The sequence below is a fragment of the Paracoccus denitrificans genome (genome assembly GCF_900100045.1).
Lineage (GTDB): Bacteria > Pseudomonadota > Alphaproteobacteria > Rhodobacterales > Rhodobacteraceae > Paracoccus > Paracoccus denitrificans.
In genome coordinates this window covers 76414-91388 of sequence record NZ_FNEA01000018.1, presented here as the reverse complement: position 1 = coordinate 91388, position 14975 = coordinate 76414, and the positions used below count along the sequence as shown (strand labels likewise).

Sequence of the window (14975 nt, the reverse complement as noted above, 5' to 3'; positions counted from 1 at the left end):
CCCCGCGCCGACAGCCGGTCTTTCCGTTTTGCAAATACCCGAAAACCCGGCGATGCGGCGGGGCGCCGCCCGTGCCGGCTCAGACCTCTTCGATGCGCAGCTCGACCGGCTCGCCGGCGATGACGCCGGTGCGGGGCAGGGCCTCGATGGCGTGGTCTATGGCCTCGGGCGTAGTCTTGTGGGTGACGATCAGCACCGGCGCCACGCCCTCGCTGCGCGAATGGCCGTATTGGCGCATGCGGTCGATCGAGATGCCGGAATCACCCAGAACGGTCGCCACCTTGGCCAGCGCGCCCGGCTTGTCGGTCAGTTGTAGGCGGATGTAATAGGCCGCCGGAACCGCCGTGCGGGCCGGCTGCGGCGAGGCCAGGGCCGTCGCCGGCTGGCCAAAGCTGGGCATGCGCACGCCGCGCGCGATCTCGACCACGTCGGACATCACCGCGCTGGCGGTCGGGCCTTCGCCGGCACCCGGACCGCGCAGCACGATCTGGCCGACCGAGTCGCCCTCGATCACCACCATGTTGGTGCCGCCCTGCAATTGCCCCAAGGGGCTGTCGGCGGGCACGAGGCAGGGCGACATGCGCTGCTCCAGCCCGCGCCCGGTCATCTGCGCCACGCCCAGAAGCTTGATGCGATAGCCCATGTCGGCGGCGCGGCGGATGTCGTCGATGCTGACGCGCTCGATGCCCTCGATCTCGACCGCGTCGAAACTGGGCCGCGTGCCGAAGGCGATGGCCGCCAGGATCGCCAGCTTGTGGCTGGCATCGATGCCGCCCACGTCCAGCGTCGGGTCGGCCTCCAGGTAGCCAAGCTGGCGGGCCTCCTCGAACACCGTCTCATAGGGCAGGCCGGCACTTTCCATGCGGGTCAGGATATAGTTGCAGGTACCGTTCATCACGCCCATGACGCGGCGGATCTCGTTGCCGGCCAGCGACTCGGTCATGGCCTTGATCACCGGGATGCCGCCCGCCACGGCGGCCTCGAAGCGGATGACCCGGCCATTGGCCTCGGCCAGTTCCGCCAGCTCCTGGCCGTGGATCGCCAGCAGCGCCTTGTTGGCGGTCACCACGTCCTTGCCGGCACGCAGGGCGGCGGTCACCGCCTCGCGGGCGATGCCCTCGTCGCCGCCGATCAGCTCGACGAAGACATCCACGTCCTCGCGCAGCGCGAGCGCACGGGCGTCCTCTTCCCAGCCATAGCCGGACAGGTCCACGTCGCGGTTCTTCATCCGGTCGCGGGCGCTGACGGCGGTGATGGCGATCGGCCTTCCGGCGCGCAGGGCCAGCAGGGCGGCGTGTTTCTGGATGATCTTGACGGTGCCGGTGCCGACCGTCCCGAGGCCAGCGATGCCGAGACGAAGCGGAGAGGCGTTTTGCCCCTGTTTCTGGGCGGACATATGAAACTCTTATCTATGGACCAGGCGGTGTTAGCGGATGGCGCGGCACGTTGCAACGCGCATGGGCTCAGGCCTCGTCGTCGCCCGCCCAATAGCCCTGCACCCCGGTCGCCCGCATCACCCGCAGGACCCGCGTGCCGATCTCGACCGTGTCCGCGCGGACGGCGTCCAGGTCGGCGATGCCCAGCGGCTGGCGCTGCACCTCGCCCTTGGTGTTGACGAAGGCGGGGTGCCAGCGCGCCTTGTCCTCGGTCGGCCGCCAGGAGGCATGGCAAAGCAGGTTGCGCTGCAGGCGGATCTCGGCCAGCCGGTCCGTGATGCGGTTGCGGTCGCGCAGCCCGGGATAGCGGCGCATGGCGGCGTCGAGCTGTTCGATCAGCGTGCCCATGGAGTCGTCGGCGATCGAGACCATGCGGGTCAGCCAGCTTTGCAGCTCTTCCTCGGTCAGGTCGTCGGCCAGCCGCGCGCGGTCCAGCGCATAGATGGTGCGCTTGATGATTTCCTCGAGCCAGCCGAAACTCGCCACGCATTGTCCCAGCGCCGCGGCGAAATCGGCCGGCAAGGTGTAATGCGTCTCGGGCGGCGCGCCTATCCTTGCCATGCTGTCCCGCGGTTGCGGCTCTTGCTCATCCTGTTCCCCGTGTTTTCGGCCTCGTGTTTTCGGCCCCGGTGTTTCCGGGCGCGAGTTTTCCACAGCGCCCGGCGCCAGGCAAGCCGGGGTCAGAGGATCTTTTGCAGCAGCGCCAGGTCCAGCCAGCGGCCGAACTTGCGCCCCGCCTGCGGCAACAGCCCGACCGGCACGTAGCCAATGGCGCGGTGAAAGGCGATGCCGGCCTCGTTCTCGGCCGAGACGGCGGCAATCATGCTGTGCGAGCCGGCGGTGCGGGCATGGTCCTCCAGCGCCGCCATCAGCGCCCGGCCGACCCCGCGCCTGCGCGCGGCGGGCGACAGGATGACGGTATGCTCCATGCAATGGGCATAGCCGTTGCCGCCGCGGAACTGGTCGTAGCTCGCCAGTCCCAGCACCGTGCTCGCCTCTTCGGCGACCAGGAACGCCCGCCCGGCGGCCCGGCGGTCGGCGATCATCCGCGCCAGCCCCTCTGCCGTCCTCTCCTCGCTGGAAAAGGTGATCGTGGTCTCGCGGATCAGCGGGTTCCAGAACGCCAGCATCGCCGGAATATCCCCCTCGGCAACAGGACGCAGCATCATTGCCGGGCCTCCCTCCCCGCGCCGCCCGTCGGGCAGGGGCCGCGCGCTTCTTCGTTCTCCAAATACTCGTGCGGCCGCGATGCCAGGCACCGCGGCCGCAGCCTTGTCACGCCGCCCGCGCCGCGCGGATCAGCGACAGGATGTCGCGCGCGGCCGAGGGGATGTTGGTCCCCGGCCCGAAGATCGCCTTTACCCCGGCCTTCTTGAGGAAATCGTAATCCTGCTGCGGGATCACGCCGCCGCAGATCACGATGATGTCGCCCGCGCCCTGCTCCTTGAGCGCGGCGATCAGCTTGGGCGCCAGCGTCTTGTGGCCGGCCGCCTGCGACGAGATCCCCACGACATGCACGTCGTTGTCGATGGCGTCCTGTGCGGCTTCCTCGGGGGTCTGGAACAGCGGGCCGACATCGACGTCGAAGCCGATATCGGCGAAGGCGGTGGCGATCACCTTGGCGCCGCGGTCATGGCCGTCCTGGCCCATCTTGACCACCAGCATGCGCGGGCGGCGGCCCTCTTCTTCGGCGAAGGTCTCGACGTCGCGCTGGATCTGCGCGAAATCGTCGTCGCCCTCATAGGCCGCGCCATAGACGCCGGCCAGGGTCTTGACCTCGGCGCGGTGGCGGCCGAATTCCTTTTCCATCGCCATGCTGATCTCTCCTACAGAAGCGCGCGCCCGCGCGGCTTCGACCGCGGCTTCCAGCAGGTTGCCGCCTTCCTTCGCCCGGCGCGACAGTTCGGCCAGCGCCGCCTGGCATGTCGCCTCGTTCCGCGTCGTGCGGATTCGGTTCAGCCGCGCGATCTGGGCGTCGCGCACCTTCATGTTGTCGATGTCGAGGATGTCGATCGGGTCCTCTTTCGCCAGGCGATACTTGTTCACGCCGACGATGACCTCTTCGCCGCGGTCGATCTGGGCCTGGCGGCGCGCGGCGGTCTCCTCGATGCGCAGCTTGGGCATGCCCGAGGCCACGGCCTTGGTCATGCCGCCCATGGCCTCGACCTCCTCGATCAGCGCCCAGGCCTTTTCGGCCAGTTGGGCGGTCAGGCTTTCGACGTAATAGCTGCCGGCCAGCGGGTCGACGACATGGGTGATGCCGGTTTCCTCTTGCAGGATCAGCTGGGTGTTCCTTGCGATCCGCGCGCTGAACTCGGTGGGCAGGGCGATGGCCTCGTCCAGCGCGTTGGTGTGCAGCGACTGCGTGCCGCCAAGCGCCGCCGCCATCGCCTCGTAGGCCGTGCGGACCACGTTGTTGTAGGGATCCTGCTCCTGCAGGCTGACGCCCGAGGTCTGGCAATGGGTGCGCAGCATCAGCGAGCCGGGCTTCTTCGGCTCGAACTCCTTCATGATGCGCGTCCACAGCAGCCGCGCCGCGCGCAGCTTGGCCGCCTCCATGAAGAAATTCATGCCGATGGCGAAGAAGAAGGACAGCCGCCCCGCGAACTGGTCCACGTCCATCCCGGCCTTCAGCGCGGCGCGCACATATTCGCGCCCGTCGGCCAGCGTATAGGCCAGCTCCTGCACCAGGTTCGCGCCCGCCTCCTGCATGTGATAGCCGGAGATCGAGATCGAGTTGAACTTGGGCATCTCGTTCGAGGTGTATTCGATGATGTCCGCGATGATCCGCATCGAGGGCTCGGGCGGATAGATATAGGTGTTGCGGACCATGAACTCCTTGAGGATGTCGTTCTGGATCGTGCCCGACAGGACGGCGCGGGAATGGCCCTGTTCCTCGCCGGTGACGATGAAGTTCGCCAGCACCGGGATCACCGCGCCGTTCATGGTCATGGACACGGAAACCTTGTCCAGCGGGATGCCGTCGAACAGGATCTTCATGTCCTCGACGCTGTCGATGGCGACGCCGGCCTTGCCCACGTCGCCCTCGACGCGCGGATGGTCGCTGTCATAGCCGCGATGCGTCGCCAGGTCGAAGGCGACCGAGACGCCCTGCTGCCCGGCCGCCAGCGCCTTGCGATAGAAGGCGTTCGATTCCTCGGCGGTGGAAAAGCCCGCATATTGCCGGATGGTCCAGGGCCGGCCGGCATACATGGTGGCGCGCGGGCCGCGGGTGAAGGGCTCGATGCCGGGCAGGCTGCCCAGATGCGGCAGGTCCTTCACGTCCGTCTCGGTATAAAGCGGCTTGACCTCGATCCCTTCCAGCGTGTGCCAGGTCAGGCTGTCGGGATCGGCGCCTTTCAACTCCTTGCTGGCGAGCCTGCGCCATTCCTCGAGGGCGGCTTTCGTGCTTTCGGTCATCTTGCATCCTTTCCCACGGCCCCTCGGCTCTTATATGAATGAGTAGATGAGGGGATGATGAAACTGAAACGGTTGATTTTTCTGGCTATGGTGCCGCTGGTGGCGGCGATGGGGTCCAGGCCCGAGGGCGAGGCGGACGGCCATCGCCCGTATGTGCGCGGCGAAGTGCCCGCCGCGCGCAGCGAAAGCGATGCCTCCGCGCGCCCTGACAGGCCCGCGAACGAACTGACCGTTCTGCCCGCGGCCGAGGCCGATCCGGCGGAATTCATGTGGCAGGCGCGGCCGGTGGTGATCTTTGCCAATACCGCGGCCGATCCGGCCTTTGTCGAGCAACTGGCGGCCCTGCGGCGCGACCCGGCGCCGCTGATCCTGCGCGACGTGGTGGTGATCACCGATACCGACCCGGCGGCGGCAAGCATCTGGCGCCGGCAATTGCGACCCGAGGGGTTCTCGCTGGTGCTGATGGACAAGGATGGCCAGGTCAAGCAACGCAAGCCCGTGCCCTGGTCGGTGCGCGAGATCACGCGGGCGATCGACAAGTTTCCCTTGCGCTTGCAGGAAATCGGGCGCGCCGGGCTGCCATAGGAAGTTGCGAAAATCGCAACTCCTTCATTGCGACAAGGGGCTTGACGCCTTATCTTGGGGCCAGGGCAGATGGGCTGCCTGCTGCAAAGGAGCTGTGCCATGGCGAAATCGTCCCTGACGCGCGTGACCGACGAGGCCGCTCCGTCCCGGCCGCGCAAGCCGGACCCGGCCATCGAGCAGGTGATCGAGCGGCTGCGCCGCACCCGCAGCGCGAATGAAATCACCAGTGTCATCGGCCTGAAACCCATCAAAGGCCGCTCCGGTCCGAAGATCGCTTATTGAGGCGATCGCGAAGCCCGGCCAATTCGCCGGGCAGGGTGGCGGCGATCAGCCGGCCCGCATCCTCGCGCTGCTTGCGCAGCATGGCCTGGATCTCGGCCTCGCCGCCGCGCAGGCTGGCGGTCAGCACCTCCAGAACGTCCAGCCCGGCCTCGCGCGCTTCCTGGTTCAGCAGAATGTAATCCAGCATCATGTCGGCGGCGCCCTCGGGACGGCTGCGGGCCATGCGGCGAATGGATTCGGCCATGGAATCCATGACCGCGATCAGCCGGTAATAGATGACCACCGGGTCGATCACCGCCCCCGGCAGCAGGTGGATGTCCGGCAGCACGGCGCGAAAGATGCGGTCGTTGCCGCTATGGGCGATGACCAGGCCGGCATTGCCCTCTTCGATCTGCGAAAGCAGCGTGTCAAAGCGCCCGTCCTGCACCTGGCGCTCCAGCGCGACGACATGGGCGCGCACCTCGGCCAGAAGCGCGCGCTGCATGTCGTCGACCCGCTCGGTCCGCAGCTTGGCATCGCGGCGGCGGTTCTGGAAGGCGACGACCCACCAGCCCGTGGCGATGAACAGCCCGGCGATGAACGCCTGCTGTGCCTGGGGGCTGAGATAGTCGTCCAGAATCGGCATGGGTTCCCACCTTGCAGCCGGGCGCCTGCAAGCGCCCGGCGGTTGCCTGTCACTCGAACTCGATGATCACGTCATCGACCTTGAGGCTTTCGCCGGGCGCGGCGTTGACGGATTTCACCACGGCCTTCTTCTCGGCGCGCAGGATGTTTTCCATCTTCATCGCCTCGACCGTGGCCAGCGCCTGGCCCTCCTGCACCTCGTCCCCGGCCTCGACATTGATCCTGACCACCAGTCCCGGCATCGGGCAGAGCAGGAATTTCGAGGTGTCGGGCGGCAGCTTCTCGGGCATCAGCCGTGCCAGTTCAGCCGCGCGCGGGCGGCGGACATAGGTTTTCAGGTCCGCGCCGCGCACCCGCAGCCGGAAGCCCGAGGGCAGGCGGTCCACCTTCATCACCAGCGGCGCGCCATCGACCGAAAGCCGGGCAAGCGACTGCCCCGGCAGCCAGTCGCTTTCGACGCGCAGCTTCCTGCCGTCGATCTCGACCGTCGAGCCCTGCTTGTCGGCGGTGATGCGCACCGGGATCTCCTTGCCGGCGACGAAGACCACCCAATGCTCGCCGACATGGCGTTCGTGATTGTCCAGCCGGCCCGAGATGCGGGTGCGCCGGATTTCCGCGACGCGGTGCATGGCCGCGGCCGAGGCGGCGACGCGGGTGATCTCGGCATCGGGCAGCGTCGCGCCCAGGAAGCCGTCGGGATATTCCTGCGCGATGAAGGCGGTGGAAATATCGCCCGAGACGAATTTCGGATGGTCCATCACCGCCGAAAGGAAGGGCAAGTTGTGGCCGATGCCCTCGACCTCGAACTCGTCCAGCGCCAGCCGCATCTGCTCGATGGCCTCGGCGCGGGTCGGTGCCCAGGTGCAGAGCTTGGCGATCATCGGGTCGTAATACATGCTGATCTCGCCGCCCTCGTAGACGCCGGTATCGTTGCGCACCCCGGTCGCGGCCGCGGGCGGATGGTCGCCGGGATGGGCGGGCACCCAGGTATCGGCGGCCTGCATCGGGCCGGCGGCGGTCTCGGCCGGCGGGCGATAGCGGGTCAGCCGGCCGATCGAGGGCAGGAAGTTGCGATACGGATCCTCGGCATAAAGCCGGCTTTCGATGGCCCAGCCGTTGATCTTCAGGTCCGCTTGCGCGAAGGGCAGCTTCTCGCCGGCCGCGACGCGGATCATCTGCTCGACCAGGTCGATGCCGGTAATCAGCTCCGTCACCGGATGCTCGACCTGCAGGCGGGTGTTCATTTCCAGGAAATAGAAGTTCTTCTGGCCGTCGACGATGAACTCGACCGTGCCGGCCGATGCGTAGCCCACCGCCTTGGCCAGCGCCACAGCCTGCTCGCCCATCGCCTTGCGGGTCGCCTCGTCCAGGAAGGGCGAGGGCGCCTCTTCGATCACCTTCTGGTTGCGACGCTGGATCGAGCATTCCCGCTCATGCACATAGACGCAATTGCCGTGCTTGTCGGCCAGCACCTGGATCTCGATATGCCGGGGCTGGGTCACGAATTTCTCGATGAAGATGCGGTCGTCGCCGAAGCTGTTCGCCGCCTCGTTCTTGGACGACTCGAAGCCTTCGCGCGCCTCCTGATCGTTCCAGGCGATGCGCATGCCCTTGCCGCCGCCGCCGGCCGATGCCTTGATCATCACCGGATAGCCGATCTGGCCCGAGATCTTTACCGCCTCGTCCGCATCGGCGATCAGGCCCATATAGCCGGGAACCGTGCTGACCCCTGCCTCTTGCGCCAGTTTCTTCGAGGTGATCTTGTCGCCCATCGCCTCGATCGCGGGCGAGGGCGGGCCGATGAAGACGACGCCTTCCTTCTCCAGCGCCTCGGCGAATTTCATGTTCTCGGACAAGAAGCCGTAGCCGGGATGCACCGCCTCGGCCCCGGTCTGCCGGATCGCCTCCATGATCTTGTCGATCACGATATAGGACTGATTGGCCGGGGGCGGGCCGATATGGATGGCCTCGTCCGCCATCTTGACATGCAGCGCGTTGCGGTCGGCGTCGGAATAGACGGCGACGGTCTGGATGCCCATCTTCTTGGCGGTCTTGATGACCCGACAGGCGATCTCGCCCCGGTTGGCGATCAGGATTTTCTTGAACATGTTTCTTTCCCTTGGGGCAGATCCCGAACGTGAAAAAGCCGCCCCGGCAGGTTGCCGGGACGGCTGGAAAAAGGCTGGATCGGCGCGCCGAGGCGGGCCGTCAGCGTGGCGAAGGCGTTATTGGCACAGACGCACGTCGTCGCAGAGCGCGCCGGCGACAGCGCCGATCGCCGCGCCCTTGGCGACGTTGTGGCCGCCCACATGGGCAGCGGTCGCGCCGACACCGGCGCCGATGAGGCCGCGATCCATGTCGGTCGGATTGATGCCTTGGGTGCAGCCGGCCAGGCCGAAAAGGCCGAGGCCAAGCGCGAGGACGAGTTTCTTGGACATCTCGTTTGCTCCGGGATGCGGGCGGCGGCGCGGGCGGTCAGCCCTGCGCCATCGGCCCTGTTGAAATCAGTAGCGGCGCTGGCAGACGCCGGCGTCGTCGCACAGCGCACCGCCGGCCGCGCCGATGAGGGCGCCGGTTGCAACGTCACCGTCGATGATCTTTGCCACGGCCGCACCGGCCAACGCGCCGCCAGCCGCGCGCTGCGCGTCGGGGGACAGGGTCGAGCCGCCGCCATAGCCCTGTTCGCAGGCAGCAAGGCCGGCGACCAGCAGGACCGCGCCGGAAAGACGGAGGATGACGGATTTTTGCATAGCTTTTTGCCTGTATTATGGGCCCGCTTCCGGGCCGTTGGTGATAGAGGTGCGCACAATATTGCACGCACTATCCCCGGAAGAAACTGACAACGGTGTGAAAAGGCAACGCTACGCGGCAATCCGCCCATCCCCAGGCCGGCCATCAGAGCTCGTCCTCGCCGTCCCGATCCTCGTCATCCCACTCCTCGTCGTCCCAGTCGAATTCCGGGGCGTCCTCGGCGAAAAGCTCGGGAAAACTGGCCTCGGCGCGCTTCATGTCGACGCGCAGAAACTGGTCGTAATCGGTGGGGTCCAGCTTGCCGACGGCGATCACCTCGCGGCCGAGCAGCCAGGACAGACGCCCGGCGTCGAGATTGCCGCGCTGAAAGGGTTCCTCGCCGAAATGCGCGATCAAGGCTGCCAGAAAGGCGGTGTCGGCGCGGCGGTCGGCCGGCTTGCGGTCGCGGAAACGCTCGCGCCGGGTCAAGGGCGTTGCACCCTTCTTGTTGGCGCGGCGGATGGTGAACTGGAAATCGGTGCCGGGAAGGCGGCCGGGAAAGCCGCGATGCTTCAGCATGTCTTGCCCCCTCTTGGAATTGCGTTGGCGCGCGGGGGGCAGGCGGAACGCGGATCACGCGGGCCGCCTTGCAGCCCGCGCGCGGCCAATGGCTCAGTTGGCGCCGTATTTGCCTTGGAAGACCGGCTCGGGCTGGACCGGAATCGGGGCGACATCGGGCTCTTTCTTGGCGCAGGCCGCTGCGAGGCCGACCAGGACGAGGGCGAGTGCAAGCTTTTTCGACATGTCGTCATGCTCCTGTAATGCGGGACGGCGAGGTCCCGACTGCTCGGTTGAGATTCGGCCGCTTCGTGCGACCGCGGCGCCATGATAGCCAGCACGGGGCAGGGCCGACAGGCGCCCGGCAGGCAGGCGGGCGCGGGTGCGGGCGGCTGTGGCAGGCTTGCATCAGAGGGCAGGGGGAAATGCATCACCACGGCTCCCATTCGCAGGTGTCGCGGTCGGGCGGCAGGCGGAACGCCTCGAATATCTGCACCGCCTCGGGATCGAAGGCGCCGAAGGGCACCTCGCGGTCGGCCAGGCTGATGATGATCTGGCTGGGCCGCGGTGCCGGAGCGGCGATGCGGGGCAGGGCCCAGTTCTCGCATAGCCAGACGATGTCGTCATGCACGGGGTCCTGCGCCAGCACGTCGGGCGCAGCGGGCAGGACCGGGGTGCCGACCAGCGCGTCGGCCGCTTCCTCCTCGGTTTCGGGGGGAATGTCCGCCTCGGCCAGATCCTCCAGCGTCGCGGGGTCGATCAGGCCGTCATCCGGCTCGGCGCCCAGGGTCTCGCCGGTTTCGGTGTCGATCTCGATCGGTTCGCGCGCCTCGTTTTCCACGAAATCCGAGGCCGGGCCGCTGGTCGCCGGCACGCGCTGCGCCAGGTCGGGCATGACGAAGCGAAAGCGATAGGTCAGGCCGAACCCGCCGGCATCGTCGTGGCGCGTCTCTTGCCAGCGCACCACGGCGCCCGAGGGCAGGACGATGTCGGCCTGGGCGCCTTGCGCCAGCGCAGGGCCGGCCATCCCGGCCAGAACGGCCGAGGGCACCAGCGCAAGGCCGATCACCGCAATTCCCGACATGCGTCCTCCCTCCGGTTTCCCGCCGTTACAGCGGGATGTTGTCGTGCTTCTTCCAGGGGTTCGACAGCTTCTTGCCGCGCAGTGAGGCAAAGGCCCTTGCGACGCGGCGGCGGGTCGAATGCGGCTGGATCACCTCGTCGATGAAGCCTTTCTCGGCGGCGACGAAGGGGTTGGCAAAGCGGTCCTCGTAATCCTTGGTGCGGCCGGCGATCTTCTCGGCATCGCCGAGTTCGCTGCGATACAGGATCTCGACCGCGCCCTTGGCGCCCATCACGGCGATCTCGGCGGTGGGCCAGGCATAGTTGAAATCGCCGCGCAGGTGCTTGGAGGCCATGACGTCATAGGCGCCGCCGTAAGCCTTGCGGGTGATGACGGTCACCTTCGGCACCGTCGCCTCGCCATAGGCGAAGAGCAGCTTCGCGCCATGCTTGATGACGCCGCCATATTCCTGCCCGGTGCCCGGCAGGAAGCCCGGCACGTCGACGAAGGTCAGGATCGGGATCTCGAAGGCGTCGCAGAAGCGCACGAAACGCGCGGCCTTGCGCGAGCTGTCGATGTCGAGGCAGCCGGCCAGCACCATGGGCTGGTTGGCGACGACGCCCACGGTCTGGCCCTCGATGCGGATGAAGCCGGTGATGATATTGGCGGCGAAATCCTTCTGGATCTCGTAGAAATCGCCCTCGTCCCCGACCTTCAGGATCAGTTCCTTCATGTCGTAGGGCTGGTTCGGGTTGTCGGGGATCAGCGTGTCGAGGCTGGGCTCGACGCGGTTCGGATCGTCGAAGAACGGCCGGGTCGGCGCCTTCTCGCGGTTGTTGAGCGGCAAGAGGTCGACCAGCCGGCGGATCTCGGACATGGCCTCGACGTCGTTTTCGAAGGCGCCGTCGGCGACCGAGCTTTTCTTGGTATGGGTCGAGGCGCCGCCCAGTTGCTCGGCCGTCACCACTTCGTTCGTCACCGTCTTGACCACGTCCGGGCCGGTCACGAACATGTAGGAGGTGTCCTTGACCATGAAGATGAAGTCGGTCATCGCCGGCGAATAGACCGCGCCGCCGGCGCAGGGGCCCATGATGACCGAGATCTGCGGCACCACGCCCGAGGCCATGATGTTGCGCTGGAACACGTCGGCATAGCCGGCAAGGCTGGCGACGCCCTCCTGGATGCGCGCGCCGCCCGAATCGTTCAGCCCGATCACCGGGGCGCCATTCTGGACCGCCATGTCCATGATCTTGCAGATCTTCTGCGCATGGGTTTCCGACAGCGAGCCGCCGAAGACGGTGAAGTCCTGGCTGAACACATAGACCATGCGGCCGTTGATCGTGCCCCAGCCGGTGACCACGCCGTCGCCGTAGGGGCGGTCCTCCTGCATGCCGAAATCGGTCGAGCGGTGGCGGACGAACATGTCGAATTCCTCGAAGGAACCCTCGTCCAGCAACAGCTCGAGCCGCTCGCGCGCGGTCAGCTTGCCGCGGGCGTGCTGGGCGTCGATGCGTCGCTGTCCGCCGCCCAGCCGCGCATCGCGGCGGCGCGATTCCAGTTCGCCGAGGATGTCCTTCATGAGCCGTCTCCCTTTGGGTTTGCAGCAAACTATAGGCTTGCTGCGGGTGCGGGAAGCGGAAAGGCGAATATTTGCAAAATATGCTAGCATCCCCCGCTGCAAATAGCAAAAATGCTAAAACCCTTGACGCCGCGCATGGCAGGAGCCATGCCGCTGCCATGGGACTCGTCATCGATATTCCGGCCATCGTGGCCAACTGGAAGGCGCTTGCGGCCAGGGCCCCGGGCGCGCGGGCGGCTGCGGTCGTCAAGGCCGATGCTTATGGGCTGGGCGCGGATCGCGTCGCGCCGCCGCTTTACGCGGCGGGCGCGCGGGATTTCTTCGTCGCGCTGGCCTCCGAGGGGCGGGCGATCCGGCCGCTTCTGCCCGATGATGCGCGCATCTTCGTGCTGTCCGGCCATATGGAGGGCGCGGATCTGGCCGGGCTGGTTCCGCTGCTGAACAGTCCCGAGCAGTTCTTCCGCGACCGTGCGCTGCGTCCGCGCGGTCCCTTCGGCATCCAGCTTGACAGCGGCATGAACCGGCTGGGCATCGAGCCCGGCGAATGGGCCGCCATCCGGGCCGAGGCGCTGGCCGCGCGCCCGGCGCTGATCATGTCGCATCTGGCTTGCGCAGACGAGCCGGACCACCCGGCCAATGCCCAGCAGCTCGCCGCCTTCCGCGCGATGACCGAGGGCGTGACCGTGCCGCGTTCGCTGGCGGCCACGGGCGGCATCCTGCTGGGGCCGGATTACCATTTCGACCTGGTGCGGCCCGGCATCGGGCTTTACGGCGGCGAGCCCTTTGCCGATGCGCGGCCCGTGGTGACGCTGGCGCTGCCGGTGATCCAGGTGCGCGAGGTGAAGCCCGGAGAATCCGTGGGCTACGGCTATGCCTGGACCGCCGCGCGCCCGTCGCGCGTGGCGACGGTGGCGGCGGGCTATGCCGACGGGCTGGCACGGGCGCTGGCGCGGGACGGCAAGCTGACGCTTTGGGCCGGCGAGCGCGGGGTGCCGGTGATCGGCCGCATCTCGATGGACCTGATCACCGTCGACGTGACCGATCTGCCCGACGTGCCGGCGGCGCTGGAGATCCTGAACGCGCGGCAGGGCGTCGATGACCTGGCGGCGCTGTCGGGCACCATCGGCTATGAGATCCTGACCTCGCTGGGGCGGCGCTACGAGCGGACCTGGCTTTGAACCCGATCCGGCTGACCGGCAGGGCGGCGATCGGCCTGACCCGGATGACCGGGCAGGTGACGATCTTTGCCGCACGCGGTCTGGCCCGGGTCGGGCAACATCCGGCGGAACTGGCGCGGCAGGTCGTGCAGATCGGCTGGCTCTCGCTGCCGGTGGTCGGGCTGACGGCGCTGTTCACCGGCGCGGCGCTGGCCTTGCAGATCCATTCCGGGGGCGAGCGCTTCCAGGCCGGCGACGTGGTGCCCGCCATCGTCGCCATCGGCATGGCGCGCGAGCTTGGCCCGGTGCTGGGCGGGCTGATGGTCGCGGCCCGCGTCGCCAGCGCCATCGCGGCAGAGCTGGGCACCATGCGCGTGACCGAGCAGATCGACGCGCTGGTGACGCTTTCGACCGATCCCGTGGGCTGGCTGGTCTCGCCCCGGCTGTGGGCGGCGCTGCTCTGCGTCCCGATGCTGGTGGGCGTGGGCGACGTGATCGGCATCATGGGCGGCTGGCTGATCGGAGTGAACGCGCTGGGGTTCAACTCGGCCATCTACCTGTCCAATTCCTGGGCCTATCTGGAAAGCTGGGACGTTGTCTCGGGCCTGCTCAAGGGCGCGGTCTTCGGGCTGATCGTGGCGCTGTCGGGCTGCTGGTTCGGCATGACGGCGGCCGGGGGTGCCGCGGGCGTCGGGCGGGCGACGACCAATGCCGTGGTCGCGGCCTCGGTCGGTATCCTGGCCGCCAATTTCGCGCTGACGGGGCTGTTCTTCTGATGCTGGCGGTGCGCGGCCTGTCCAAAGCCTATGGCGCCAAGCGGGTGCTGGACGGCGTGGACCTGGACCTGGCTGAGGGTGAGAGCCTGGTGGTCATCGGCGGCTCGGGCACCGGGAAATCGGTGCTCTTGCGCTGCATCCTGGGGCTGGAGACGCCCGATGCCGGGCAGGTCCTGTGGCGGGGCGAGCCGCTGGCTGGGCAGCAGGCGGCGTTCATGGACGGCTTCGGCATGCTGTTCCAGAATGCGGCGCTGTTCGACAGCCTGCCGGTCTGGCGCAACGTCGCCTTTCGCCTGCTGCGGACCATGCCCAAGACGCAGGCGCGCAGGATCGCCATCGATAAGCTGGCCCGTGTCGGCCTTGGCCCCGAGGTGGCGGATCTCTACCCGGCCGAGCTTTCGGGGGGCATGCGCAAGCGCGCCGGGCTGGCCCGCGCCATCGCCGCCGATCCGAAGGTGATCTTCTTCGACGAGCCGACCACGGGGCTGGACCCGATCCGGGCCGCGGCGATCAACGCCCTGATCCGCGGCATCGTCGACGAGACCGGCGCCACCGCCATCACCATCACCCATGACATGAGCTCGGTGCGCAGCATCGCCGACCGGGTAGCGCTTCTGGATTGCGGACGGCTGCGCTGGCAGGGCAGCGTGGCCGGGCTGGACTCGGCCGAGGACGATTACCTGCGTGATTTCGTCGCAGGGCGCGCCCGCCCCATGGCGCGCGGACCGCAAGCATGATGTCCGTTTTTTCGCCGAATCGGCTGCA

At 67.7% G+C, this 14975-nt stretch carries 17 protein-coding genes; 5 read left to right on the top strand and 12 right to left on the bottom strand.

Features of this window, described 5'->3' with window-relative positions; all coding sequences use genetic code 11:
• Nucleotides 1–79: 79 nt before the first annotated feature.
• The 4 genes from BLT64_RS16560 to scpA all read right to left on the bottom strand — a co-directional run bounded on the left by BLT64_RS16560 (nt 80) and on the right by scpA (nt 4856).
• The gene (locus BLT64_RS16560; RefSeq protein WP_011749914.1) at nt 80–1396 is read right to left on the bottom strand and encodes a homoserine dehydrogenase; all 1317 of its coding nucleotides are present in this window, start codon (nt 1394–1396) and stop codon (nt 80–82) included.
• Nucleotides 1397–1463: 67 nt separating this feature from the next.
• A complete protein-coding gene (locus BLT64_RS16555) occupies nt 1464–1997 on the bottom strand; it encodes a hypothetical protein (protein WP_011749915.1) in 534 nt (177 codons plus the stop codon).
• A 119-nt stretch (nt 1998–2116) separates the two neighbouring features.
• Nucleotides 2117–2602, bottom strand: a complete 486-nt coding sequence (locus tag BLT64_RS16550; protein ID WP_041530601.1) for a GNAT family N-acetyltransferase — start codon at nt 2600–2602, stop codon at nt 2117–2119.
• A gap of 109 nt (nt 2603–2711) precedes the next feature.
• A complete protein-coding gene (scpA, locus tag BLT64_RS16545; protein ID WP_011749917.1) occupies nt 2712–4856 on the bottom strand; it encodes a methylmalonyl-CoA mutase in 2145 nt (714 codons plus the stop codon).
• 54 nt (nt 4857–4910) lie between these two features.
• On the opposite strand from scpA, the gene BLT64_RS16540 reads away from it, so the two are divergent.
• Nucleotides 4911–5441: a DUF4174 domain-containing protein gene (locus tag BLT64_RS16540; RefSeq protein ID WP_324765636.1), complete on the top strand. Its 531-nt coding sequence runs from the start codon at nt 4911–4913 to the stop codon at nt 5439–5441.
• 99 nt (nt 5442–5540) lie between these two features.
• Complete coding sequence (locus tag BLT64_RS16535) at nt 5541–5723, top strand: hypothetical protein (protein ID WP_104493650.1); 183 nt, start codon at nt 5541–5543, stop codon at nt 5721–5723.
• Here the strand turns inward: BLT64_RS16535 and BLT64_RS16530 are convergent.
• The 8 genes from BLT64_RS16530 to BLT64_RS16500 form a co-directional block, all read right to left on the bottom strand.
• The gene (locus BLT64_RS16530) at nt 5689–6348 is read right to left on the bottom strand and encodes a hypothetical protein (RefSeq protein WP_011749919.1); all 660 of its coding nucleotides are present in this window, start codon (nt 6346–6348) and stop codon (nt 5689–5691) included. The two genes, BLT64_RS16535 and BLT64_RS16530, sit on opposite strands and share 35 nt — an antisense overlap.
• Before the next feature lie 49 nt (nt 6349–6397).
• Entirely contained in the window at nt 6398–8455 is a 2058-nt protein-coding gene (locus BLT64_RS16525; protein ID WP_011749920.1) for an acetyl-CoA carboxylase biotin carboxylase subunit, read from the bottom strand.
• 117 nt (nt 8456–8572) lie between these two features.
• On the bottom strand, nt 8573–8785 hold the full coding sequence (locus BLT64_RS16520) for a YMGG-like glycine zipper-containing protein (protein ID WP_041530384.1): 213 nt from the start codon (nt 8783–8785) through the stop codon (nt 8573–8575).
• A gap of 66 nt (nt 8786–8851) precedes the next feature.
• Complete coding sequence (locus BLT64_RS16515) at nt 8852–9097, bottom strand: hypothetical protein (RefSeq protein WP_011749921.1); 246 nt, start codon at nt 9095–9097, stop codon at nt 8852–8854.
• 145 nt (nt 9098–9242) lie between these two features.
• Nucleotides 9243–9656: a hypothetical protein gene (locus BLT64_RS16510; protein ID WP_011749922.1), complete on the bottom strand. Its 414-nt coding sequence runs from the start codon at nt 9654–9656 to the stop codon at nt 9243–9245.
• Between the two features lie 93 nt (nt 9657–9749).
• On the bottom strand, nt 9750–9881 hold the full coding sequence (locus BLT64_RS27645; RefSeq protein WP_260155383.1) for a hypothetical protein: 132 nt from the start codon (nt 9879–9881) through the stop codon (nt 9750–9752).
• Nucleotides 9882–10065: 184 nt separating this feature from the next.
• A complete protein-coding gene (locus tag BLT64_RS16505; RefSeq protein WP_011749923.1) occupies nt 10066–10719 on the bottom strand; it encodes a DUF6497 family protein in 654 nt (217 codons plus the stop codon).
• Between the two features lie 25 nt (nt 10720–10744).
• Nucleotides 10745–12277, bottom strand: coding sequence for an acyl-CoA carboxylase subunit beta (locus BLT64_RS16500; protein WP_011749924.1), 1533 nt, complete (start codon nt 12275–12277; stop codon nt 10745–10747).
• A gap of 158 nt (nt 12278–12435) precedes the next feature.
• On the opposite strand from BLT64_RS16500, the gene alr reads away from it, so the two are divergent.
• The 3 genes from alr to BLT64_RS16485 are packed head-to-tail and all read left to right on the top strand — an operon-like array spanning nt 12436 to nt 14947.
• Nucleotides 12436–13455, top strand: coding sequence for an alanine racemase (alr, locus tag BLT64_RS16495; protein WP_041530385.1), 1020 nt, complete (start codon nt 12436–12438; stop codon nt 13453–13455).
• Nucleotides 13452–14210 carry an MlaE family ABC transporter permease gene (locus BLT64_RS16490; RefSeq protein ID WP_011749926.1) on the top strand — a complete coding sequence of 253 codons (759 nt, stop codon included), beginning with the start codon at nt 13452–13454 and terminating at the stop codon, nt 14208–14210. Before alr ends, BLT64_RS16490 begins: the two co-directional genes overlap by 4 nt.
• Nucleotides 14210–14947, top strand: coding sequence for an ABC transporter ATP-binding protein (locus BLT64_RS16485; protein ID WP_011749927.1), 738 nt, complete (start codon nt 14210–14212; stop codon nt 14945–14947). The genes BLT64_RS16490 and BLT64_RS16485 overlap by 1 nt, the downstream gene beginning before the upstream one ends.
• Nucleotides 14948–14975 lie beyond the last annotated feature (28 nt).

Excerpts from the sequence above, each read along its gene's own strand:
- BLT64_RS16560 (WP_011749914.1), bottom strand. The coding sequence starts at position 1,396 with ATGTCCGCCCAGAAACAGGGGCAAAACGCCTCTCCGCTTCGTCTCGGC.
- BLT64_RS16555 (WP_011749915.1), bottom strand. The coding sequence starts at position 1,997 with ATGGCAAGGATAGGCGCGCCGCCCGAGACGCATTACACCTTGCCGGCC.
- BLT64_RS16550 (WP_041530601.1), bottom strand. The coding sequence starts at position 2,602 with ATGCTGCGTCCTGTTGCCGAGGGGGATATTCCGGCGATGCTGGCGTTC.
- scpA (WP_011749917.1), bottom strand. The coding sequence starts at position 4,856 with ATGACCGAAAGCACGAAAGCCGCCCTCGAGGAATGGCGCAGGCTCGCC.
- BLT64_RS16540 (WP_324765636.1), top strand. The coding sequence starts at position 4,911 with ATGATGAAACTGAAACGGTTGATTTTTCTGGCTATGGTGCCGCTGGTG.
- BLT64_RS16535 (WP_104493650.1), top strand. The coding sequence starts at position 5,541 with ATGGCGAAATCGTCCCTGACGCGCGTGACCGACGAGGCCGCTCCGTCC.
- BLT64_RS16530 (WP_011749919.1), bottom strand. The coding sequence starts at position 6,348 with ATGCCGATTCTGGACGACTATCTCAGCCCCCAGGCACAGCAGGCGTTC.
- BLT64_RS16525 (WP_011749920.1), bottom strand. The coding sequence starts at position 8,455 with ATGTTCAAGAAAATCCTGATCGCCAACCGGGGCGAGATCGCCTGTCGG.
- BLT64_RS16520 (WP_041530384.1), bottom strand. The coding sequence starts at position 8,785 with ATGTCCAAGAAACTCGTCCTCGCGCTTGGCCTCGGCCTTTTCGGCCTG.
- BLT64_RS16515 (WP_011749921.1), bottom strand. The coding sequence starts at position 9,097 with ATGCAAAAATCCGTCATCCTCCGTCTTTCCGGCGCGGTCCTGCTGGTC.
- BLT64_RS16510 (WP_011749922.1), bottom strand. The coding sequence starts at position 9,656 with ATGCTGAAGCATCGCGGCTTTCCCGGCCGCCTTCCCGGCACCGATTTC.
- BLT64_RS27645 (WP_260155383.1), bottom strand. The coding sequence starts at position 9,881 with ATGTCGAAAAAGCTTGCACTCGCCCTCGTCCTGGTCGGCCTCGCAGCG.
- BLT64_RS16505 (WP_011749923.1), bottom strand. The coding sequence starts at position 10,719 with ATGTCGGGAATTGCGGTGATCGGCCTTGCGCTGGTGCCCTCGGCCGTT.
- BLT64_RS16500 (WP_011749924.1), bottom strand. The coding sequence starts at position 12,277 with ATGAAGGACATCCTCGGCGAACTGGAATCGCGCCGCCGCGATGCGCGG.
- alr (WP_041530385.1), top strand. The coding sequence starts at position 12,436 with ATGGGACTCGTCATCGATATTCCGGCCATCGTGGCCAACTGGAAGGCG.
- BLT64_RS16485 (WP_011749927.1), top strand. The coding sequence starts at position 14,210 with ATGCTGGCGGTGCGCGGCCTGTCCAAAGCCTATGGCGCCAAGCGGGTG.